The sequence below is a fragment of the Mycoplana sp. ABR4_002 genome (genome assembly GCF_056159645.1).
The window spans coordinates 62510-85658 of the sequence record NZ_JBSWVO010000002.1; the positions used below are offsets into that span (position 1 = coordinate 62510).

Annotated in this window: 18 protein-coding genes; 7 read left to right on the forward strand and 11 right to left on the reverse strand. The window is 65.5% G+C overall.

All coding sequences use genetic code 11. The features are described 5' to 3' along the window. Nucleotides 1-270: 270 nt before the first annotated feature. Nucleotides 271-1314: a Gfo/Idh/MocA family protein gene (locus tag ACXAGF_RS20590; protein WP_475019409.1), complete on the forward strand. Its 1044-nt coding sequence runs from the start codon at nucleotides 271-273 to the stop codon at nucleotides 1312-1314. 43 nt (nucleotides 1315-1357) lie between these two features. Here the strand turns inward: ACXAGF_RS20590 and ACXAGF_RS20595 are convergent, their stop codons facing one another. Together ACXAGF_RS20595 and ACXAGF_RS20600 are read right to left on the reverse strand one after the other, a co-directional pair. Further along, on the reverse strand, nucleotides 1358-2317 hold the full coding sequence (locus tag ACXAGF_RS20595) for a DUF2950 domain-containing protein (RefSeq protein WP_475019410.1): 960 nt from the start codon (nucleotides 2315-2317) through the stop codon (nucleotides 1358-1360). Nucleotides 2318-2340: 23 nt separating this feature from the next. Further along, nucleotides 2341-3738, reverse strand: a complete 1398-nt coding sequence (locus tag ACXAGF_RS20600; protein WP_475019411.1) for a DUF3300 domain-containing protein — start codon at nucleotides 3736-3738, stop codon at nucleotides 2341-2343. 316 nt (nucleotides 3739-4054) lie between these two features. Here ACXAGF_RS20600 and ACXAGF_RS20605 point away from each other — a divergent pair, with 316 nt between their 5' ends. Beyond that, on the forward strand, nucleotides 4055-4609 hold the full coding sequence (locus ACXAGF_RS20605) for an ankyrin repeat domain-containing protein (protein ID WP_475019733.1): 555 nt from the start codon (nucleotides 4055-4057) through the stop codon (nucleotides 4607-4609). Nucleotides 4610-4640: 31 nt separating this feature from the next. Next, on the forward strand, nucleotides 4641-5153 hold the full coding sequence (locus ACXAGF_RS20610; RefSeq protein ID WP_475019412.1) for a YHS domain-containing (seleno)protein: 513 nt from the start codon (nucleotides 4641-4643) through the stop codon (nucleotides 5151-5153). Between the two features lie 46 nt (nucleotides 5154-5199). On the opposite strand, the gene ACXAGF_RS20615 is transcribed toward ACXAGF_RS20610, so the two are convergent. The 9 genes from ACXAGF_RS20615 to gcvA form a co-directional block, all read right to left on the reverse strand. Continuing rightward, nucleotides 5200-7413 carry an adenylate/guanylate cyclase domain-containing protein gene (locus tag ACXAGF_RS20615; RefSeq protein ID WP_475019413.1) on the reverse strand — a complete coding sequence of 738 codons (2214 nt, stop codon included), beginning with the start codon at nucleotides 7411-7413 and terminating at the stop codon, nucleotides 5200-5202. Nucleotides 7414-7601: 188 nt separating this feature from the next. Then, on the reverse strand, nucleotides 7602-8396 hold the full coding sequence (locus ACXAGF_RS20620; RefSeq protein WP_475019734.1) for a transporter family protein: 795 nt from the start codon (nucleotides 8394-8396) through the stop codon (nucleotides 7602-7604). 237 nt (nucleotides 8397-8633) lie between these two features. Further along, entirely contained in the window at nucleotides 8634-11825 is a 3192-nt protein-coding gene (locus ACXAGF_RS20625) for an efflux RND transporter permease subunit (RefSeq protein WP_475019414.1), read from the reverse strand. 4 nt (nucleotides 11826-11829) lie between these two features. Next, the gene (locus ACXAGF_RS20630; RefSeq protein ID WP_475019415.1) at nucleotides 11830-12993 is read right to left on the reverse strand and encodes an efflux RND transporter periplasmic adaptor subunit; all 1164 of its coding nucleotides are present in this window, start codon (nucleotides 12991-12993) and stop codon (nucleotides 11830-11832) included. A gap of 272 nt (nucleotides 12994-13265) precedes the next feature. Further along, nucleotides 13266-14027, reverse strand: coding sequence for an amino acid ABC transporter ATP-binding protein (locus ACXAGF_RS20635; protein ID WP_475019416.1), 762 nt, complete (start codon nucleotides 14025-14027; stop codon nucleotides 13266-13268). Then, the gene (locus ACXAGF_RS20640; RefSeq protein ID WP_475019417.1) at nucleotides 14024-14704 is read right to left on the reverse strand and encodes an ABC transporter permease subunit; all 681 of its coding nucleotides are present in this window, start codon (nucleotides 14702-14704) and stop codon (nucleotides 14024-14026) included. The genes ACXAGF_RS20635 and ACXAGF_RS20640 overlap by 4 nt, the downstream gene beginning before the upstream one ends. Before the next feature lie 160 nt (nucleotides 14705-14864). Then, nucleotides 14865-15638, reverse strand: a complete 774-nt coding sequence (locus ACXAGF_RS20645; RefSeq protein ID WP_475019418.1) for an amino acid ABC transporter substrate-binding protein — start codon at nucleotides 15636-15638, stop codon at nucleotides 14865-14867. A gap of 157 nt (nucleotides 15639-15795) precedes the next feature. Next, on the reverse strand, nucleotides 15796-16233 hold the full coding sequence (locus ACXAGF_RS20650) for a DUF1810 domain-containing protein (RefSeq protein ID WP_475019419.1): 438 nt from the start codon (nucleotides 16231-16233) through the stop codon (nucleotides 15796-15798). Nucleotides 16234-16314: 81 nt separating this feature from the next. Beyond that, complete coding sequence (gcvA, locus tag ACXAGF_RS20655; RefSeq protein ID WP_475019420.1) at nucleotides 16315-17199, reverse strand: transcriptional regulator GcvA; 885 nt, start codon at nucleotides 17197-17199, stop codon at nucleotides 16315-16317. A gap of 133 nt (nucleotides 17200-17332) precedes the next feature. Here gcvA and ACXAGF_RS20660 point away from each other — a divergent pair, with 133 nt between their 5' ends. From ACXAGF_RS20660 to ACXAGF_RS20675, 4 genes are all read left to right on the forward strand, one after another. Continuing rightward, entirely contained in the window at nucleotides 17333-18037 is a 705-nt protein-coding gene (locus ACXAGF_RS20660) for an SDR family oxidoreductase (RefSeq protein WP_475019421.1), read from the forward strand. Between the two features lie 123 nt (nucleotides 18038-18160). Further along, on the forward strand, nucleotides 18161-18757 hold the full coding sequence (locus tag ACXAGF_RS20665; RefSeq protein WP_475019735.1) for a DUF922 domain-containing Zn-dependent protease: 597 nt from the start codon (nucleotides 18161-18163) through the stop codon (nucleotides 18755-18757). 139 nt (nucleotides 18758-18896) lie between these two features. Continuing rightward, the gene (locus tag ACXAGF_RS20670; protein ID WP_475019422.1) at nucleotides 18897-20078 is read left to right on the forward strand and encodes a hypothetical protein; all 1182 of its coding nucleotides are present in this window, start codon (nucleotides 18897-18899) and stop codon (nucleotides 20076-20078) included. Nucleotides 20079-20376: 298 nt separating this feature from the next. After that, the gene (locus ACXAGF_RS20675; RefSeq protein ID WP_475019736.1) at nucleotides 20377-23124 is read left to right on the forward strand and encodes a DNA translocase FtsK; all 2748 of its coding nucleotides are present in this window, start codon (nucleotides 20377-20379) and stop codon (nucleotides 23122-23124) included. Nucleotides 23125-23149 lie beyond the last annotated feature (25 nt).

Consider the following 23149-nt stretch of genomic DNA (forward strand, 5'->3'; position numbering starts at 1 on the left):
ATATGAGATCATGTCAACATACAAAAAATGTTTAGTTGTATGATGACTAACTTGCGAGCCCCTTCCGGCTGGTGTAGCCATCGCATACGGGCCAAAGGAGGAGGGGCGCATGGTGGTCGACAAACGGCTGTGTCTGGCGGGGCTGGAGGCAATGCGGAACCGGGCGGGACAACCCGCGCTCGAACGGGCGCCGAATGCTGGGCCGCGCGGGACGAGATCGTCAGCCCTGGCGGAACCGATCGCCGCCACCGCGAACGGAAGGGTCGCGTGATGAAGAAGGTGCGTCTCGCTGTCGTCGGGCTTGGCATGGCCTCGACCCCACACGCGCGCAGCCTCCTCGATCTCTCCCAACAGGTGGAGGTCGCCGCGGTCTTCAGCCCGTCGCCGGAACGACGCCGGGCATTTGCCGAGCGCTGGTCCATGCCGGCGGCTGACAGCCTGGAAGCCGTGCTGGCGGACGCCTCGATCGAGGCGATCCTCGTGCTGACGCCGCCGTCGACCCATCTGGAGATCGTCAGCCGTGCGGCCCGTGCCGGCAAGCACGTGCTGCTGGAAAAGCCGCTCGAGATCAGCGCCACGCGTGCTCTCGAAATGGTGGAGACGGCCGAAGCCGCCGGGGTCACGCTCGGCGTGGTGCTGCAACATCGCTTCCGGCCCGTGAGTGTGGCGCTGCGCGAGATGGTGGCGCAGGGACGCCTTGGCGCGCTTGTCGGCGCTTCGGCGCAACTTTCGAATTGGCGTCCGCAGAGCTATTACGACCAGCCCGGCCGCGGTACCAGGGCGCGCGACGGCGGCGGCGTGCTTCTGACTCAGGGCATCCATACGCTCGACCTGCTGATCTCGCTGGCGGGCTCGCCAGCCGAGGTGTTCGCCTATGCGGCGACGACGCCGGTTCACCGCATGGAGACGGAGGATCTGGTCGCCGGCGCGCTCCGCTTCGGCAATGGTGCGCTCGGCACGCTCGGCGCCACGACCTGCGCCTATCCCGGTCTTGCCGACGTGGTCGAGTTGATCGGCACGAAGGGGACTGCGCGCATCGCCGGCCACACGCTGGTCGCCCAGTTCCACGACGGCAGCGAAGTGCGAAGCGAGGACACGGGGCCAGGCGGCGGAGCAGGGTCGGATCCGATGGCGTTCCCGCACGACCATCACCGCGCGGTGCTTGTCGACTTCATCGGCGCGGTAAGAAACGGGCGCACGCCAACGGTAAGCGGGCGGGAGGCGTTGAAAGTGCACCGGCTGATCGACGCCCTGCTCCTGTCCGCCCGGAGCGGACGGGGCGAAATGGTGGACCAGGCCGACCGCGCGCCCTGATCCAGCCGCAGGCAGGAAGGAATGGCCGGCGAGCGGCCCGCAGCTACTCCTGCACGACGTCCCACTCGTCATTCGGGTTGAACGTGCGCATCTTCGGGGCGATCTCCGCGGTATTCTCGCCGAGGTCGGCCTCGTAGAGGATGCCGTTCTTGTTGACGACAAAAGTCTTGACGCCGGTAATGCCGTAGAGCACTGGCCATGCGACCAGGCCGTGTCCGGCGATCATGTTGCCGTTGATGACATAGTCATGCTTGCCACCGGCGATGTTGTCGCCCTGGGCGGTGAGGATGCGGTAGCGATAGCCGTGGTACCCCAGACCCGCCTTTGCCCTTTCCAGCGCCTGGGCATCGACAAGATCCGGCCCGGCGGGGCTCTCCTCGCCGTCACCTTGCTCGGTCGGCCAGTAGAGGCCGTCGTGCTGGCCCTCGCTGCTGATCAGCTTCTGGGCGTATTCCAGTACGCCATCGCCGTCGCGGTCCCGGGAGGCGTAGTCCTCCTGCGCCTCGACATAGGCCTTCATCGTGTCGATCGTCGACAGTTCATTCGCCCCGACGTGACGCTCGGCGATGACCTCGAGGCCGGTGTGCGTGTCGAAGGCCCACTTGCCCTTTTCCTCTACCAGCGGAAATGGCAGCGGCCAGTTGATCTTGCCGATCTCGAGCACCTTTTCGCCGTCCTCGTCCTCGACAACCACCTTCTCCTTCACGCCGGCCTGGATGTCGGCAAAGGTATCCATCGCTCCGTCGCTTGCCCTTGCCATGGCCGCGTCGAGCCCCAGAAGCCGTGCAAGCCCGTCGAAATCGTTGCTGTTGACGGCCTCCTTGAAGGCGTCGACAGCCTGCTCGGGGGTGTCGAACTCCGGCGGGGCTTCCGCGGAAATGAAAGCGTCAAAATGTGCGTCGTCCTCCTGCGCGGTTACGGGCGCCGCGGCGAACACCAGGCCACAAAGGACGATCGCGCCTGTGGTCGAGCGTGCGATCCTGTCACGAGCAATCTTCACCATTTTTGCCTCCTGATCGCCAGAACTCAACGACGGCGTCCGCCGCCACCGCGCCTCGGCCTTGCATGGCCGCCGCCACGGCCGCCACCACGGCTTGCTTGCGGCCTGCGCTTACCGCCACCGCTCATCGACTGCCGGCCCCGCTTCGAGGAAATCTGGGTGTTGCGCTTGCTGCTGACATTCCCCAGTGCCGACTTCTTGCTTGATCGCTTGCTTGCCTGCCCGCCCGGCTTTGGCTTGTTCGCCTTGCGGCTGACATTCTTCGGCCGGGCATTCGTGGCCTTCTTGCCGACATTGGCGCTGCCGGCCCGGGCCGCGGCGCGATCGCCGGATCGCTGTACGTTGCCCGCACGCTCGCGCGCCCGCTGGGCGTCGACCTTGCTCTTGCGGACGTCGTCGACCGAGACCTTGGCGTTCGACCGGTTGGCAAGCCTGTCGCCACCGCTCTTGCGGATGTCCTTGGCCCTGTTGGCGAGATTGTTGTCGCGATTTCCCTTGAACTCGTTCTTGAGCTTGCCGCGGTCGATGTTGGCCAGCTGGTTCCTGTCGAAGTTGATCTTGGACCGGTCGATGTTCTTCCAGTCGACGTCACCCATCTTGAACTTGTCGCGGTCGATGTTGATGTCGTTGAAGCACTTGTCGCAATCGATGTCGACATCGCCGTCCCAGCGTCCGCCCCAGACGCCCCAGTCGTCCCAGTCGACGGCCGCCGCCCATATCGCAGCCCCGGTGATGGCGGCTGCAAAGTACGGTGCAGATGGGTAGTAGTAGTTCGGATAGGGATCGGCGTAGTAGGTGATCGGCTCGGGCGGATAGCCGGGATCGTAGAGCATCTGCGGCTCGTATTTGGGGACGTAGATCGTCTCCGGATTGGCCGCCTGGATGACGACATTGCTGCCCTCGTTCACCACCTTGACCTTGTCGTCGGTCTTGATGACGCCGTCTTCGACCGCCTTGTCGCGCAGGTCCTGGATTGCCAGCAGCACGTCCTTCTGCTGGTAGGACAGCGCGCTGCCAAGCGCCTGGGTCCAGTCGAGGTCCTCGCTCATCATCTTGACGATCTCGGGGTAATTCAGCAGCGAGATCACGCTGTCGTCCCAGTCGTCCTTCGGCTGCAGTTCCTTGTCCTTCGCCTTCTGTTCGAGGAAACGTTCCGCTTCCACGATCTGGAGCGGAAACAGCGAGGCCGAGGAGACCAGTGCCACGAGTTCATCCGGATAGAGCGCGATGCGCGCGACCAGCACCTCGAGTTCTTCCTTGGTCAGAAGGTCGGGTTGGGCGTCGGACCTGGAACCGGCGGTGTCGGGTGCAGTCGCCGCCTGCTGTTGCTGCTGCGCCAGGGCCGGTGCGGCCCAGGGGGCGCTCGCGGCCGCTGCCAGCAAGAGGCCGATGGCGGCGCTGGACCGCGCAAATTGCGAAAACATGAAAAAACGCATGAACTTCAGCCCTCCGCTCCGGTGCAAACCGGGTCATTCCGCTTCAGTCCGGATTATCCGCTTGGCCACGGCAATCGACGTCGCGGCATGGTTGAACCTTACCAGTATCCGACAAATGCGCACGGAAAGATAGCGGTCGCGGTGTTGCTACATGTAGGCACGCCCGAGCGTACATCTTGCCGAGGCAGCAACTTGCTCGGCGTTGTTGACACATGGTATATAAGCGTCACCGCATAAACGAGACTGACGCTGAGCCGGAGGTTGCGCGGTGAAACCCACTGTCCTTTCGCTTGCCGCTCTATTGATGGGAGCGGCCAATGCCGATGCAGGCCCCTTGCACGATGCGGCAAGAGACGGAGACGTCGTGCTCGTCACGCAGTTGCTCGACCAGGGCACGGCGATTGCCGAGCCGGATGCTTCCGGCGAACCGCCGCTTCTGATCGCAGCCCTTGCCGGAAAGCTAGACGTGGTGAAGCTCCTGCTCGACAAGGGGGCTGACATAGGGGTCCGCAACAAGGGAGGGTTGACGGCAGTTCACGCGGCCGCCTACGGCGGCGATCTTGCGGTGGTGGAACTGCTGGTCGCGCGCGGTGCCAACGTCAACGACGTCGAGAATTTCTATCACATGTCGCCGCTGCATGCGGCGGCCGAGGAGGGACACGCGGAAATCGTGGCCTTCCTCATCGGCCAGAAGGCCGACATCGAGGCAAAGGAGCGCAACGGCTACACGCCGCTTACCCAGGCCGGCTGGCGCTCATACTGGGAGGCAGCCGACCTTCTCATGAAGGCCGGCGCGACCTGCCAGAAGGCGGATCTGGTGGGCGAGTGGCTCTATGGCGAGTGCACCAAGCGGCAATGACCGCGCGTTCGCCGAACGACGGAGGCAATGCATGTACGAAAAGTGGATCGGCAGTGCCGCCATCGGCATCGCGGCAGGTGTCGTGCTCTTCGCGGGTCCAGCCCTTGGCGAGGGGCCGAGCGAGGTCAATACCGGTTACTTCGGCGATGTGGCGATCAAGGGCTACGACCCGGTCGCCTACTTCACCCAGAACGACGCGGTGCCGGGCAAACCTGCGCTCTCCTACCGCTGGCTGGGCGCGACCTGGCAGTTTGCCAGCCCGGAAAACCGTGACGTCTTCATGAAGGAGCCGGCGAAGTACGCTCCGCAATATGGCGGCTACTGCGCCGACGGCGTTTCCTTCGGCACGGTCACGACCAACATCGACCCGAAGGCCTGGCGCATCATCGATGGCAAGCTCTATCTGTCCTACGATCCAGGCGCGGCGGACGGTTTCGAGAAGATCCCCACCAAGCTTCCCGATTCGCAGAAGCATTGGACCGAGGTCCAGAACATGCTTGACGCGGAAAAGGCGGGCAAGGACTGGCAGCAAGCCGCACGCTGACGATGACGCCCTCTGCCCGGCCCGGCCGACGGGCTCGGCCGGGGGCTCACTGCGCCAACGAGAAATACTTCATCGCCTGCGGCGTGATGTGGACATAGTCCATGCCCGGTTCGGGGTCCCCGGCGACGTTGCGAAAGACGTGGCCGCACACCATGCGGTCGAGAAAGTAGCCGGAAAACTGTTCGCAAAGCCTGCCGTCGTCCTCCACCTTCACCGCCCCCGTAATGCTGGTATTGGCGCTACGATAGGCGGTGTTGCCGGCCGCGTCGAAAAACTGCATGAACTCGGTCCCGTTCCGGTGCCGGCCCTGCCAGGTCCTGTCCTCGATGATTGCTTTCAATTGCACCGCGTCAAGCCGGTCCTGCGGCCGGCCCTCGAATCCAAAGGGCCATTGCGGCACGCCGGCGGCGCGCAGATTGTCGAGATGGTATTCGATGTCCTCGGGGCGCCAGTAGTCGTAGAGATAGCCGTAGTAGGTGATGTTGGCCTCGGGGAAGAGTGACCGCAAGGCCTCGACCTGTTCGCCCGCAGCCTTTTCGTCCCCCTCCGCAGCATAGGCTGCCGCCAGAAATTCCCGGGCATGCTCGGAGGAGGGCAGTGCATTGGCTGCCGGCTCGATCAGCGAAATGGCGCGATCATGATTGCGCGCCGCATAGAGGACGATGCCCGTCAGCAGACGGAAGTTCTCTGAGGGCGACGGATCGAGCCTGAGCGCACGGTCGAGGTCCGCGATCGCCTTTTCGCGGTTGCCGGTATGGGCCAGCACCAGGGCCAGGTTGGCGAAGGCCTCCGGGTCGTTCGGCTGCGCGGCGACGGCCCGCTCGGCCGAGTCCAGCGCTTCCCGGCCATGGCCATCGACCAGTTGGAGCAAGGCGAGCACCGTTTGCGCACGGGCATTGCCGGGATCAAGCCTGAGCGCTTGGCCGGCCGCGTCGTAGGCGATCTTGCGGGCCACGGCCGCCGACCAGACGTAGTTGTAGTCGTTGCGCCAGATATCGACCGCAGCGCGCGCGATTCCCGCGTGGGCATCGGCGAAGTTTGGGTCGAGGTCGATCGCCTTCTGGTAGAAGGACAGCGCCTCGCGGTAGCTCCTGTGGTCGTTGAAGGCGACGCCGATCCGCTCGGCGCGCATATAGTTGTCGTAAGCCTCGAGGTTCTCGGTCGGGATGCGGGTCAGACGTTCCCGCTCACCCTCGCTGAGGCTGATCTCCAGCGCCGTGGTGATCTTGCCGATTACGTCGTCCTGCACCGCGAACAGGTCGGTGAACTGCCGGTCGTAGCGTTCCGCCCATAGCGACAGGCCGGACGTCGCGTCGATCAGCTTGACGTTGATGCGGAGTTGGACGCCGGCGCGCTGCAAGGTGCCTTCCAAGAGATAGCGCACGCCCAGTTCGCTGGCCACGTCCTGGAAATTGCGGGCGGCATTGTCGAGCGCAAAGACCGAGTGACGGGCGATGACGAACAGGCCGGAGACCTTGGACAGTTCGGTTATGAGGTCGTCGGTCAGGCCCTGTGCCAGATGGTCCTGGTCCTTGTCGCCGGTGACGTTGATGAACGGCAGGACCGCCACCGACGGCTTGTCGGGTATCGGGTAGACGACCCGCGATGGGGAAAGGAACGGGGTCCAGGGCTGCCACCACACCAGACCGCCGACCAGGGTCGGGAGCAGTGCGACGGCACCCGCCGCAAGCGCCCGGCGCCGGCGCCGGCGCCTTATTGCTTGCGGTGCTCGGCCCGCGGCCGAACCATCGGCGTGCACCAGATAGACTCGCACCGGCTCGTCGATGTTCTTGACCCACTGCGGCCCGAGATCGACGAAGCCCGCGGAGAGCCGGCCTCTCACCTGTTCGTATGCGCTCGCGGAAATGGCGATGCCGCCGGGCTCCGCCAGCGCCTGGAGCCGATCGGCGATATTAACGCCGGCACCGTGGATGTCGTCGCCTTCCTCGATCACGTCGCCAAGGTTGATGCCGATGCGGAACTGCAGGCGGCGATCCGGCGGGACCGCGCCGTCGCGCTCGCGCTTGGCCCGCTGCACCTCGATCGCACAGCGCAACGCGTCGACGACGCTGCGGAACTCCACCAGCAAGCCGTCGCCCATCGTCTTCACCAGCCGGCCGTGATGGATCGCGAAGGAGGGCTGAAATACCTCTGACAGGTCCTGCTTGAACCGCAGACGCGTTCCCTCCTCGTCGATCTGACTCAGGCGGCTGTAGCCAGCGACGTCGGCGATCATGACGGCGGCAAGGTGTCGCTCCATCCGCACTTTCCGGCCGTGTGCATGCTCTCGCAAGGGTCAAGGATGCTCATCGCAAGGGTGCATGCCCAATCAGTTTGTCATGCCTGTCCCTGCCCGGCGCGAGGCGCGGCGCAATCGCCCTATGCTACAGCAGGACCGGCGGCAGGGCCATGCGGCTCGCAGATCACGCCCGCGCCGGACCGGGTATCTCACTTCGGAAACAGAAAGGTGACGGCAAAGCGGAGTCCGAGGCCCTCGGGGCCACTGTCCGGCGCGGTCGCCCAGTACCGCAGGCCGGCCTGGAAGTTGACCGGCTGCTTGTCGAACTTCACTAGCTTGGCCACCATGAAATTGAGCGGCACGGACCATTGGTCGCCTTCCCAGTCGTAGGTCGATTCCGTGTTGAGCGTGAATGTCCAGGCGTCCGGGGTGGTATAGGACAGGAACGGCTGCAGGAAGGTCGAGTTCACGTCCGGGCGGTCGTCCTCACCGGCAAAGGACCAGATATGGTTGGCGAGCATGCCGTAGGTCCAGGGGCCCTCCTGCTTGAGCGCCACGCCGGTGGGGCCGGCGCCCCACTTGCCGCTGCCGGTAAGCTCGTCCGTCGCTGTCGGGATCAGGAAGGCGGGGCCGATGCCCCAGATGAGGCCGCTCGGCCCCGGTTGCTTCGGCGACAGGAACAGGCTTTGGGTGATGTCACCAAGGCCGAACTGGCTGCCGGACGGACCGGCGATGTCATCTTGCCAGATCACCGGCAGGATCGTCCGCGAGATCACGTTCCAGTCATCGTTCAACGGGATCGGTATGACGGGCTGGATGTTCAGGGTTTCCCGATGCCCGTCCTCGGGGCCAAAGCCGTGATCGTAGTTGAACTGGAACGGCACGCTGATCATCGACGCGACCGGATTGGAGAGCTTCTTGGCCAGGTCCTCGCTGGATTCCTGTGCCCAAGCGCCCCCCGCCTGAAGCCCGAGGATTCCAAGTGCCAAGCCAGCCCATCCCATCGTGTCCGCCATGCCGTTGTCCCCTCGCATCGCCGTTCGAATCGCCGTAGTAGGGCGAGCATGCCTGAGGTCCGGCGGCGTGGCAAATGACGACGACCAGACCCACCGTCAGGCTCGCCCTGCCGCCCGGCGCGGGCAGGCCGAGATGAGGCCAGCTGTTCATCCGGCGACCGCGCTCGGGTCTCCCGGCAGGCTTTCGCGACGGCCGTTAGGTTGGGCCCTGGCCGCGAACCCGTCTCAAAGGTCCGCCGCTTCGAGTGCTGCATCCTTGCGCCGCTCGGCCATGGCTTCGGCACGGTGGCGGCCGCCCGAACGCAGGGCGACGAAGAACACCGGTGTCAGGAACAGACCGAAGAAGGTCACGCCCAACATGCCCGAGAACACGGCGGTGCCGAGGGACTGGCGCATTTCGGCGCCGGGTCCGGTCGCGATCATCAGCGGCACGACGCCGAAGATGAAGGCAAATGCCGTCATCAGGATCGGGCGCAGGCGCAGGCGCGTCGCCTCGACCGCAGCTTCGACGGCGGTCTTGCCGGCGCGCTGGGCCTGCCGGCCGAACTCGACAATGAGGATCGCGTTCTTGGCCGCAAGGCCGATCAGAACGATCAGACCGATCTGCGTAAGGATGTTGTTGTCCATCCCCCGTAGATGGACGCCGATCAGCGCCGCCAGCACCGCCAGCGGCACGATCAGGATGATCGCCAGCGGCAGAACCCAGCTCTCGTACTGCGCGGCGAGCGCGAGGAAGACGAAGATCACCGAGAGCGTGAAGATGAACACCGCGGTGTTGCCCGTCGCCCGCTCCTGGAACGCCAGTTCCGTCCACTCGAACGAGGTGCCCGCCGGCAGCGTCTGCGCCGCCAGCTCCTCCATCCTGTCGAGCGCCGTTCCGGTCGAGACCCCCGGCGCCGCGTTGCCCTGGACCGGCACCGAGACAAACATGTTGTAGCGCTGGACGAGCGTGGGGCCGCTGGTGTCGTGGATTTCCACCAGCGTTCCGAGCGGCACCAGGGCCCCGGTGGCCGAGCGCACCTTCAGGGCCAGGATGTCCTGCTGGTCGAGGCGGTATTGCTGGTCTGCCTGCGCCCGCACCTGGTAGACACGGCCATAGGCGTTGAAATCGTTGACGTAGGAGGTGCCGAGGTTGATCGACAACGTCTCGAAGATGTTCGGGATCGGCACGTTCAGTGCCCGCGCCTTGTCTCGGTCGATCTGCAGGAAGTACTGCGGGCTGTTGGCCGAGAACGTCGTGAACACGCCGGTCAGCCCCTCGGTCTGGTTGGCCGTCGCCATCATCTGGTAGGCGAGGGCCAGCACCCGGCGCATGTCCGAGCTCTCCTGATCGACGAGCTGGATCTTGAAGCCTCCGGAATTGCCGACACCGCGCACGGACGGCGGGGGAATGGCGATGATGAAGGCCTCCTGAATGCCCTGGAGGCTGCCGTAGAGCTGACCGATAATCTGGCCGGCGCTCTGCCCGTGCTTCAGCCGCTCCTCGAAGCTCTCGAAGCTGGCGAAGACGACGCCGGCATTGGAGGCATTGGTGAAGGTGGCGCCAGAGAACCCGGCGAATGCCACCGCGCTCTTGACGCCGGGCGTGTCCTTGATGATCGCCGACGCGCGCTGGATGACGGCGTCGGTTCGGGCAAGCGAGGCGCCATCGGGCAACTGCACCACCACGATCGCGTAGCCCTGGTCCATCTGCGGAATGAAGCCTTGCGGCACGATCTGGCCCATGTACCAGGTGGCCCCGAGCAGGGCGGCGAACACCAACAGGCTGGCGGCGATCGCGGTCTTGGTCTGCACCAGCTTCTGCACGACCCAGGAATAGCCCTCGCTGAGCCGGTCGAAGCCATGGTTGAAGCCGTCTGCCAGTCGCCGTGCAAAGCGCGTCAGGGGGCTGCGACTGTGCTTCTCCTGGGAGTGCGGCCGCAGCAGGATGCCGGCCAGTGCCGGCGACAGCGTCAGCGAGTTGAGCGCCGAGATGGCGGTCGCCACCGCGATCGTCACGGCGAACTGCTGGTAGAACTGGCCGGAGATTCCGGGGATGAAGGCGGTCGGCACGAAGACCGCGATCAGCACCAGCGAGATCGCGATGACCGCGGTTCCGACCTCGTCCATCGTCACATGCGCCGCTTCCTTCGGCGTCATGCCGAGCGCAAGGTTGCGCTCCACGTTCTCCACCACGACGATCGCGTCATCGACGACGATGCCGATGGCCAGCACCAGGCCGAACAATGTCAGCATGTTCAGGGAGAAGCCAAAGGCGAGCAGGAAGGCGAAGGTGCCGATCAGCGAAACCGGTATCGCGATGATCGGGATCAATGCCGTGCGCCACGACTGCAGGAAGACGAGGACGACGATCGCCACCAGCACCGCCGCCTCGATGATCGTCTTGTAGACCTCGTTGATCGACTCGGAGATGAACTCGGTCGGATTGTAGACGATGCGGTACTCCAGCCCCGGCGGGAAGTTCGGCGAGACGTCGTCCATCACCTTGCCGATGTCGTCGGCGGCGGCGAGCGCATTGGTACCGGGGCGGGAGAAGATGCCGATTGCCACCGCCGGCTTGCCGTCAAGATAGCTGTTCGAGACGTAGTCCTTCGCGCCGAGTTCGATGCGCGCGACGTCCTGCAACTGGACGAGGCGGCCGGAATCGGTCGACTTGACGATGACATAGCGGAACTGGCGCGCGTCCGAGAACCGCCCCTGTGTCGTCACCGTGTATTGGAAGGCGTTGACGCCGGTGGTCGGCGGCCCGCCGATCGAGCCACCCGAGACCTGCACGTTCTGCTCGCGCAGCGCCTGCACCACATCCGCCGCCGTCATGCCATAGGCGCCGAGTTTGTCCGGATCGAGCCAGATGCGCAGCGAATACTCGCGCTCGCCGAACAGGATCACGTCCCCGACGCCGTCGAGGCGCACCAGCCGGTCGCGGATGCGGGTCTTGGCGTAGTTGGAGATGTAGAGCTGGTCGTAGCGGTCGTTCGGCGACAGCAGGTGCACGACCATCATCAGGTCGGGCGAGCTCTTTGCCGTGGTAATGCCGATGCGGCGCACCTCCTCGGGCAGGCGCGGCTCGGCGATCGCCACCCGGTTCTGCACCAGCACCTGCGCCTTGTCGAGGTCGGTGCCGAGCTTGAAGGTAATGGTCAGCGCCATCGAGCCGTCGGCGGTCGAATAGGAGGACATATACAACATGTCCTCGACGCCGTTGATCTCCTGTTCGATCGGCGTTGCCACCGTGTCGGCGATCGTCTGTGCGTCCGCGCCGGGATAGGCGGTGCGCACGACAATGGTCGGCGGCGCGATCTCCGGATACTGCGCGACCGGCAGTTGCAGGTAGGCGATGCTGCCGACGATCAGCAGGACGATGGACAGGACCGACGCGAAGATCGGCCGGTCGACGAAGAAATGGGCGAACCGCACGGATCTACTCCAGGCTGGTGACGTCGGGGGCGGTCTCTTCGCGCTCGGGCGGCAACTGGATCGTTTCGGCGGCAACCTTGATGCCCGGGCGGATGCGCATCAGGCCGTTGACGACGATCGTCTCGTCACCGGTCAATCCGTCGCGGATGACGCGGTAGCCATAGAGCCGCGGACCGGTCCGGACCGGCTTTGTGCTGACCTCGCCATCCTCGGCCAGAACGAACACGACGCGTTCGTTCTGGTCCGAGCCGATCGCCTCGTCGGGGACGAGAATGGCGGTATAGGGCTTCGAGCCGCCGATCTCGATGCGGCCGAACAGCCCCGGTTGCAGGACATAGTCTGGATTTGGGAACCGGGCGCGCACGCGCATCGTGCCGGTCTGGTCGTCAACCCGGTTCTCGGCGAAGTCGAGCCTGCCGGCAAACGAGGAGTGCTGGAAGTCGGCGATGGTGACCTTGACCTCGATGCCGCTGCCGCCCTCCTGGAGGAAGGTGCCCTCGGAGCGGGCGCGGTCGGCATAGGACAGCAGCCGGCGCTCGTCGACGTCGAAATAGAAGTCGATCGGATCGACACTGACGATCGTCGTCAGCACCGTCTGGTCGACCTGGATCAGACTGCCCGGAGAGACCAGGCGCCGGTCGATGCGGCCGGATATCGGCGCGGTGATCCTCGTATATTCGAGATCGAGTTTGGCGCGCTCGACCGCGGCCTCGGCGCCGCGGACATTGGCCTGCGTAGAGTCGAGCTCGCGGCGCCGGTCGTCGAGCGTCTGCTCGGTCTGGCTGCCGCTCCTGACCAGGGGCTCGGCCCTCCTGAACTGCGCCTCGGCAAAGGTCAGCGACGATTTCGCCGCTTCGAGCGTCGCCAGAGCCTGGTTCAATGCGGTCTGGAACGGGCGCTGGTCGATGACGAAGAGCAGGTCGCCCTTCTTCACCAGCGCGCCGTCCTTGAAATGGATCTCATCCAGATAGCCGCCAACGCGTGCGCGAACGGCAACCTCGTCCACGGCCCGGAAACGGCCGATAAATTCGTCGTTGTCGGTCACTTCCCGCACGATCGGCTTGGCGACGGTGACCGTTGGGGCGGCATTCTGGGCGAGAGCGCCCGGCGCCGCGGCCAAAATGGAAAGTGCGAACAACGTGGGAACGGGGCGGAGACTGATATGCATTGATCATTCGCCTTCTTGTCCGTGCGGGAAACCGGTGGCGGAAACGCGGACGCCCGGAAGCCTCGGCCTCCGTGGGACCTTAAGGAAATGTCTGTCTGGCTTTCAAGTTTACTTCGGTTATCACCCTTCGGCCCGGAACCGACGCGTCGGACCGGGGCCGCGATCGGCGCAGAACCGCGCGCCGACGCTGCTAAAGCTAGGGACAGGATTTGCGGATCGTCAATACCCGATCGGAAAATTGGTTGCGTCCCGCTGCCGGGCGCGTGACGCCGTCAGATCTCATAGTCGGCGGTCATGTTCAGCGAAGCGATGAAGCGCCTGGTACGCTCGCGTTCCGGCCGCGAGAAAATCTTAGCCGGCGGACCGCTCTCGACGATCACGCCGCCGTCGAGGAAGACCACCTTGTCGGCGACGCGCGAAGCAAGCCGCAGGTCGTGCGTCGCCATCATCATCGTCGTGCCTTCCCGCGCCAGCCTGCCGAGCACGTCGACCACTTCCTCGGCCAGTTCCGGGTCGAGGGCCGAGGTCGGTTCGTCGCAGAGCAGCACGCGCGGGGAGGGAGCGAGCGCGCGGGCGATCGCCACGCGCTGCTGCTGGCCGCCCGACAGCGTCGCCGGCCAGGCCTCGGCCTTGTGCGCCATGCCGACCTTCTCCAGCAGTTCCATCGCCCGCGCCCTGGCGCGTTCCTTCGGCCACTTCAGCACCGTCACGAGACCTTCCGTGACATTCTCGAGGGCGGTTCGGTGGGGGAACAGCTGGAAGTTCTGGAATACCATGCCTGTCTGCCGGCGCAGACGCTGGACATCGGCCCAGCCGACCCTGCCGCCGGGCGAAAACGACAGCGCTTCCTCGCCGATGCCAACGACACCGCGCGTCGGAATTTCCAGGAGGTTGACGCAGCGCAGCAGCGTGCTCTTGCCGCCACCCGAGGGGCCGACCAGCGCCGTCACCGTACCCTCGGGCATTTCGACGCTGACGTCGCGCAGCACGACATTGTCGCCGAACTGCTTCTCGATGTGCTCGAGGCGGATCATGCGCGTGCCTCCAGGAAACCGCCATAGCGGGCGAAGCGCTTTTCCAGCCGCACCTGTAGCGCCGACAGAACGGAGCTCATGGCGAGGTAGATCAGCGCCGCCTCGATATAGAGGATTAGCGGCTCGTAGGTGGTCGCCACGATACGCTGCGCCGTCTGGAACAGCTCTGGCACGGTGATGGCGGCCGCCAGCGAGGTGTCTTTCACCAGCGAGATGAAGGTGTTCGACAGCGGCGGCACGGCGGTGCGTCCGGCCTGCGGCAGGATGGTGCGGCGCATCGCGTGGCCCCAGCTCATGCCGATCGAGTAGGACGCCTCCCACTGCCCCCTCGGCACCGAGGCGATGACCGCGCGGATGATCTCGGAAGTGTAGGCGCCGATATTGAGGGTGAAGCCGATCAGGGCGGCGGGGAAGGCGTCGAGCAGGATTCCGAGGCTCGGCAGGCCGTAGAAGATGACGAACAGCTGTACCAGCAGCGGGGTGCCGCGGAAGATCCAGACGTAGAAGCGTGCGATCGCGACGAAGGGCCCCGGCGCAAACAGCCGGACGATCGCGACGAACAGGCCCAATGCCAGTCCGAGGGCGAAAGACAGCAGCGTCAGGGGAATGGTGAAGATCAGCCCCGCCCACAGCAGCGGGACAAGCGAATCGAGCATCAGTTGAAGCCAGTGGGGCAAGGCGGACCTCTGTGGACTGCGGCCGGCAGGCTGCCCGTCCGCGAAACGCCGTCTATCTGCAGGAATCCGCAGGCGGAGGCAATGACAACGTCATGCTCCCGTCCTTGCCGGTTTCCGATATGGCGCGACCCCGGGGCCTGACCCCGGGGTCGATGCAAACCTACCTGGACACGTCCTGACCGAAGTACTTGTCGGCGATCGTCTGATAGGTGCCGTCGGCCTTGATTTCGGCGAGCGCCTTGTTGATCGCCTCGACCAGTTCCGGATCGCCCTTGCGCATGATGATACCGGAATAGTCGGCGTCTGGCTGCTCGGCCGCGATCCTGACGTTCGCATCCGGCTTCTGCTTCTTGAAGTCGAGGAAGGACAGGCTGTCATTGATGGTCGCGTCGGCCCGACCGGTCAAGACGAGCTGGATCGACTGGTCGAAGCCGTCGGTGCCGACGAGTGCGGCGCCGTTTTCCAGCGCAAGCTTGCCGAAGTTGCTGGTCAACGACTGGGCCGCCTTCTTGCCGTTCAGGTCCGCAAAGCCCTTGATGCTGTCATCGTCGCCGCGCACGACCAGCACCGCCTTCGAGGCGATGTAGGGCTCGGAGAAATCGTATTTCTGCTTGCGTGCCTCGGTGATGCCGACCTGGTTGATCACGGCGTCGTAGCGATTGCCATCGAGGCCGGCGATCAGGCCGTCCCACTTGCCTTCAAGAAACTGGGGCGTCACGCCGAGCTTGGCAGCGACGGCCTCGCCGATCTCGACGTCGAAACCGACGAGCTTGCCGTTCTCGTCGTGATAGGTGAAGGGGGCGTAGGTGCCTTCGGTGCCGATGCGGAAGGTGCCTGAGGATTTGATCGCTTCCAGGTTCTCGCCGGCTGTGGCGGGAACGAGCATTGCCGCCTGCAGCATGGTGGCGGCGGCGAGCGTCTTGAACCAGGACATGTCGTACTCCGTTTCTGATCCTGAACCGTTTGGCGCTTGATTGCAGAATCCGAGCCGATATGGAGCGCAGAAAAGTGCGCGCAATGCCGCGAAATGCGAAATATTTTTCTTTTGGTCAAAATTCTCCGCCGAGCCGTGCTGGGGCGAGCGCGGCGCCTCATTCTCGCTGCGAGAGCAACGCCAGCGTCCTTGGGTCCGGCTCGCCGTCGTAGAAGCGGCGAAGGGCTTGCTCGAACGGCGACGGGTCGATGGCAGCGGCGGCGAATAGGGTCATAGACGACCGGAACTTCGCGTCATCCGGCGCCCCGAGGATCGCATGCGCCGACTTCTCCTTCACCGAAAGCATCGCCGCCACGCATTCGTGCAGCCGCCGACCGAGAATGGGATCGGCGAGGTAGGCACGGGCCTCTTCGGTCGAGCCGATGGCATAGCGCTGCGACATCGGCGACATCCCCAGGCCTTCGATCTGCGGAAAGATGAACCACATCCAGTGCGTTTGCTTCTGTCCGGCCCGCAACTCCGCCAATGCTTGGGAATAGACCGGGCCTTGCGCGTCGCGGAAGCGGGACAGGTCGTGGTTCGTGAGCGGCTCCATCGCAGGTCCTCCGGTGGAAAAGCGAAGAATAGCACGGTTCCGCGAGCGCCCGCCTCGTCCGCGGGACGACCGGAGCAATGCCTATTTCTGTCGCAGAAGCCAGTCACGAACCCGGTCCGTCGCCGCGGCGTGCTGCGACCGGCGCGGCGTCACCACATAAAAGCCCGAGCCGCCGCCCATCGACTGGTCAAAGGCACGCACCAGCCGTCCGGCCTCGATGTCCTCCTCGACGAAGATGCTGCTTGCCAGCGCCATGCCCTGGCCGGCGATTGCCGCCTCGATGGCATGGGAGGTCTGGTTGAAACGGACCTGCTTGAAGGTGGGTGACGGCTTGTGGTCGAGGATGCGCTCGATGAACTCTGGCCAGAGGTTGTGGGTGTCGTGCAAGAGCGTGAACCGGCCGATGTCATCGGGGCGCAGCGCCTGGTTTCCGGGGCGCAGCAGGGCCGGGCTGCAGACGGCCACCACTTGCTGCTCGAACAGCAGGGTGGCGGCAAGGCCAGGGCCGAATGGCGGCCGGCCGAGCCGCACGGCGATGTCCACGCCGTCGCCGTGAAAATTGGCGAGCCGTTCGCTGGCGAGGATCCGCAGTTCCAGGTCCGGATGCGTCGCGAGGAACGCCGGCAGGCGTGGGATCAGCCATTTCGAGGCAAAGGTCGGCGTGACGCTGACGGTGAGATGGCGCGGTGCGGGCCTAAGCGTCGCGGTTGCATCGGCGATCAGCTCGAAGGCCCGGCGTATGTTGGTGACATACGTGCGGCCAGCATCAGTGAGTTCCAGCGCGCGCGGCCGCCGCTCGAACAGCTTTATGCCCAGCGTCGCCTCCAACCCGCGCACCTGCTGGGCCACAGCGCCCTGCGTCACGCCCAGTTCCTCGGCGGCGAGCCGGAAGCTGCCGAGGCGGGCTGCGACCTCGAAGGCGCGCAGCCCGTTGAGCGGGGGAAGGCGGCGGGCAGTTTCGATCATGCGATAGTTTTTCTACTGTCAACTTGCAGCCGAATTGCCTCGACCATCGGGGCGCGCATGATATCATGTCCCCGAGATTAAGCGAGCCCCCCGCGCATGGATCGAGTGGCGGCAATCAAGGAAGGTTGGAACGATGGCAGCAGAAAAAGTGGCCCTTATCACCGCAGGCGGCAGCGGCATGGGGGCCGCAGCGGCCCGCCGTCTCGCCGGCGAGGGCTTCCGGGTGGCGATTCTCTCCTCGTCGGGCAAGGGCGAGGCCATCGCGGCGGAACTGGGCGGTATCGGCGTCACCGGCTCAAATCAATCGAACGACGACCTGAAGCGGCTGGTCGAACTGGCGATGGACAGCTGGGGTCGCATCGACGCGCTGGTCAACAGCGCCGGCCATGGCCCCCGCGCGCCGATTCTCGAGATCACCGACGAGGACTGGCACAAGGGGCTCGACGTCTATCTGATGAACGTCATCCGGGCGACCCGCCTGGTGACTCCGATCATGCAGGCACAGAAGTCCGGGGCGATCGTGAACATCTCCACCGCCTGGGCCTTCGAGCCGTCGGCGATGTTCCCGACCTCAGCGGTCTTCCGGGCGGGGCTTGCCGCCTACACCAAGATCTTCACCGACACCTTCGCGGCCGAGAACATCCGCATGAACAACGTCCTGCCGGGCTGGATCGACAGCTTGCCGGCGACGGAGGAGCGTCGCGCCGCCGTGCCGATGCAGCGCTACGGCCGCAGCGACGAAATCGCCGCAACGGTCGCGTTCCTGGTCTCGGAAGGGGCGGGCTACATCACCGGCCAGAACATCCGCGTCGACGGCGGGCTGACGCGGTCGGTCTGACGGCAAGCGTGCCGGAGCAAGGGCTAGTCACATGGCAGCCACAGGCGGGTTGAAAGCGCTGACCCGTACCGCTAGTTTCGCCCGCGAACGACACCGTGCGGGGAGATCCACTTGAACGCAGCAATGCGACGTTGCCTGCTGGCGGCCGGCTTCGTGCTGGTGCCGGCCACCGGCCAGGCAGAATGGCAGGCGGTCGAACAGGTGAAAACCTACGCGATCACCGGCCAGACCGGAATGGAGCTCTACCAGTCGATCGGCCAGCGCGGGCCGAAGGTCAGAGACAGCCGTGCCATCGCTTTCACCGACTTCACGTTGACCTGGTCGCGCAAGTACGAGCCGAGGGACGGCGGCTGCGTGCTTGCCGCCGCCAAGCCCAACCTCGTCATCACATACATGCTGCCCAAGCCGGCCGCAAAATTGCCGGAGCGCGTTCGCGCCAAATGGGAGACCTTTTTTGCGGGGGTTGAGGCCCACGAACGCGTGCACGGCGACTTCATCAAGGACATGGTGCGCCAGATCGAAGCCGTTTCCGTCGGCCTGACCGTTGCCGACGATCCCGGCTGCAAGAAGATCCGGAAGGAACTCACCCGACGGCTTGGCCCGATCTCGAAGGCAAAGGGCAAGCGCGACCGCGATTTCGATCGTGCCGAGCTAAAGAGCGGCGGCAATGTCCGCCAGCTCGTTCTCGATCTCGTCGACGACGGCCGGGGGCCGTTGTAGGGGCGGCACGCCGCGTTTTGACCTGTGCCATGCCCGATCCTCAGACAGGTACCGTTTCGCAGGGCAATGCGCTAGCATCGCCCTCGCCTCTGCCGCCGGCCGGGGAAGTGCTGGATCGGGGGGCACGATGTCCAACCAGATGACACCTACAGACGCGCCGATTGCCGACTACCTGGCCTACCGGGGCGGACCGTTCTACGAACTGCAGAGGCGGATGGGCCTGCTGCGCAAGGATGCCCTCAATGCGAGACGGCGCGCGTTGCTCTACGTCGCGATCGCCTGGCTGGTGCCGCTGGTCCTGGCTTTGCCGGAAAGCCTGCGGCTGCGGCCGTTCGGCGAGACCTATCTGACCGATGTCGCGCTCTGGGGCCGCTTCGTGCTGGCGATCGGGGCGCTCGTGCTGGCGGAAGAACAGGTCGAGGAGCGCCTGCGCGTAAAGCTGCAGCATTTCACTGCCGCCCCGCTCATCGTGCCTGGCGCGATGCCGGCCGCGGCCGCGGCCGTCAGCGAGGCCCTGCGGCTGCGCAACTCGCGCATTGCCGAGGCGGTCTGCCTTGGGGCCGGCCTTGTCTTTGCGCTCTGGGCAGTCCGCCACCAGCTGAGCGATGGCGGCTATTCCTGGGCGGGCACGGCCGGTGAGGCCGGCGTTCACATCACCCTCGCGGGCTGGTGGGCCCTGCTCGTCAGCCTGCCGCTGTTCTGGTTCCTGTTGCTGCGCGGCTTGTGGCGGCATTTCGTCTGGACGCAACTGTTGCGGAAAATCGCCCGGCTCGAGTTGCGGCTCGTCGCGAGCCATCCGGACGGCAAGGGCGGCCTTGCCTTCCTCGCCGACTATCCAAACGCCTACCGGGCCTTCATGTTCGGCCTCAGCTGCGCGCTTGCGGCCAGCTTTGCCAAGCACATCACGGCCGAAACGCTGTCATTGAAGATGCTGACCACCGTGATGGGCGTCTGGCTGGCGGTCGTCCTCGGCCTGTTCGCCTATCCGCTGTCGGCCTTCCGCGCGCCGCTACGCCGGTTGCGCGAGGAGACGATGCTGGCCACCGCGGCGCAGGCCACCCGGCGCCAGCGGCTGGACGAGCGCAAGGTCCTGTCGCGCAACATCGCCGCCGCCGGGGATGCCGAAGGGGCCGGGGATCAGGAAATCCCAGACCCGGCCAAGCTCTTCGAGAGCGCGCGGAAGCTGTCCCCGGGGCTGCTGTCGCGAACCGCCGTCCTGCCGCTATCGGCCATGGCCCTGCTGCCGTTCGCGGTTGTCGCCCTGACGCAGATCCCGTTCGACGACGTGCTTTCGCTTTTCAAGAAGTTGCTGCTGCTATAGCCGAAGCCGACGCGATGGCGGCAAGCCGGAACGGAAAATAATTACATATTTGAAATATATGCATTTTTATGAGCGACCTGGCGCATGACCGTGCGCCGCAGGGCGGTCATGGAAAGGCGCTGTTAACCTTTATTTTTTATTCCGGGGCCAGGGGTTTTCACGCCTTCCGGTCCTTCCAGAGTTGCAGGTTTTCATGCGTCCTTCCCGAACGATCTCGCCCGCCACAAATGACTCGTCCACGATCAGCCAAGGCAGCCAGGACGACGTCCGGACCGCGCGGCATGTCACTCTTCCCGGCATGACCGTGGCCGGCGAGGTCAAGGCCGATGCGGCACTGCCGGCCTGGCAAAGTGCCTTCATCCTCGGGCCCAACGTTCGCTTCACCCGCACGCCGGAAAGCGCCTATGCCCGCAAGGCTTCTGCGGTCGAAGGCAGCGAAGCGCGTGCGGCCGCGCCGGCGGCGCCTATGTCCCCGACGATCGAGCCGGCGGCAAGCATCCCCGCTGCACCCAAAGCTGCCGATCTCGATGGCGCGGCCATGCGCAAGATCGAAGGCGCCGCTCCGCGAGGTTCGGCGCCGGCCTCCGGGCCGGCGGTCATGCCGACCGCGGTGACGATCCCGCCGGCCAATACAGGGCCCGCGGGCCAAGACAATGGCGCGCTTGCGCTGTTTCTGCGCCTGAAGCGGGAAATGGCGGACGCAAGCCGTGATTCCCGTCCGGAAACGACAAAGGCAACCGACGAACTCTCACCGCCCGCCGGTGCGGCGATCGCGCCGTCATCCAAGGTCGGCAGGCGCGCCGGTGGCTTCGACCTCCATCTCTCGGACCACGTGCTGTGGGAATCGATGAGCATGGACGTCAACCTCGCCTGCCTCGCATCCGCCGAACGCGTGCCCCTGCCGAACTTCCGCCTCGTCGAGGACTCCGCCGCCTCGCTCTACCGCGAGGTCAACATTCGCAGCCGCAAGGTTGGAGCGAGCGTGGTGCATTCCCCGGCGCGCGCAACCACGACGCCAGCCCCGCTCGCCGAGGTGCCGGCGGTGGTGCAGGCTGCTGCCGCCACGACGTCGCCGGCGGGGCGAACCGCCGCTGCCGGGGCCACACCGGCAACCACCCAAAGCACCAACCCGAGGGCCGCAAGGCACACGCCGGGCGTTTGCCCGGCCGCACCGGGCTCGGCGCCCGTCGCGGCGGATGCCCGCGCGGTGTCCGCTGGGTTCATCGCGGAGGAGCTGGCATCGTCGGCCTCGCTGCCGGTGCTGTCTGCCTACCGCCTAGACACGACCTGGTCGGCGGCATCTGCGCCGCTGACAACGCCCCCGCCGGAGGCCGGCGCCGAGGCGTCATTGACGGCGGACGCGACCGCCAGCACACCGGTCGGGTCCGCCCCGGCGACGGCATTGGCCGCGCCACGGTCCGCAACGCCGTCGTCGCGCTCGCTTGCCCGTTCCGGGCTGTTTGCCGCGGCCGTCAGCAATCCCGACTACGAGTTTCCGCCGGTCGACTTCTTGCAGCAGCCCTCGGGGGAGCAGGCGCACACCATGACGCAAGAGGCGCTGGAGCAGAGCGCCGGCCTGCTCGAGAGCATCCTCGAGGATTTCGGGGTCAAGGGCGAGATCATCGACGTCCGCCCCGGTCCGGTCGTGACCCTTTACGAGTTTGAGCCGGCCCCTGGCGTGAAGTCTTCGCGCGTCATCGGCCTTGCCGACGACATTGCCCGCTCGATGTCGGCGCTGTCGGCCCGTGTCGCCGTCGTCCCCGGCCGCAATGTCATTGGCATCGAGTTGCCGAACGCGGTGCGCGAGACCGTCTATTTCCGCGAGCTGATCGAGTGCGAGAGCTACTGGGAGACCAAGTTCAAGCTGGCGCTGTGCCTCGGCAAGACGATCGGCGGCGAGCCGGTGATCGCCGAGCTCGCCAAGATGCCGCATCTGCTCGTCGCCGGCACCACCGGCTCGGGCAAGTCGGTGGCGATCAACACCATGATCCTGTCGCTGCTCTACCGGCTGCGACCGGAAGAATGCCGCCTGATCATGGTCGACCCGAAAATGCTGGAACTGTCCGTCTATGACGGCATTCCGCACCTGCTCACTCCGGTCGTCACCGATCCGAAGAAGGCGGTAATGGCGCTGAAGTGGGCGGTGCGCGAGATGGAGGACCGCTACCGGAAGATGTCTCGACTGGGCGTACGCAACATCGACGGCTTCAACGCCCGCGCCGCCAGCGCCCGCGCCAAGGGCGAGACGGTGATGTGCGACGTGCAGAAGGGCTTCGACCGCTCGACCGGCGAGCCGGTCTACGAGCAGGAGGAAATGGACCTCACGCCGATGCCGTACATCGTCGTCATCGTCGATGAGATGGCCGACCTGATGATGGTCGCCGGCAAGGAGATCGAAGGCGCGATCCAGCGGCTGGCGCAGATGGCGCGCGCCGCCGGCATCCATCTGATCATGGCGACGCAGCGGCCCTCGGTCGACGTCATCACCGGCACGATCAAGGCGAACTTCCCGACCCGCATCTCCTTCCAGGTAACCTCGAAGATCGACAGCCGCACGATTCTGGGCGAGCAGGGGGCCGAGCACCTGCTCGGGCAGGGCGACATGCTGCACATGATCGGCGGTGGCCGCATCGCCCGTGTTCATGGCCCGTTCGTGTCCGATGCCGAGGTCGAGGCCGTCGTCGCCCACCTGAAGACGCAAGGCCGCCCGGAATATCTCGGAACGGTCACCGAGGATGCCGACGAGGAGGAGGTTGCCGAGGCCGAGGACAGCGCGGTGTTCGACAAGTCGGCGACGGCCGAGGAGGATGGAAACGATCTCTACGACAAGGCCGTCAAGGTGGTCCTGCGCGATCGCAAGTGCTCGACATCCTACATCCAGCGCCGCCTTTCGGTCGGCTACAACCGCGCCGCCTCGCTGGTCGAGCGGATGGAGAAGGAAGGGCTTGTCGGCCCCGCCAACCATGTCGGCAAGCGCGAGATCCTGAGCGGCAACCGCGACTCACAGGCGAACCCGGCCATGGAGCCGGCCGACGACGACGACTGATTGCAAGGTGCACCTCACCGGTGGC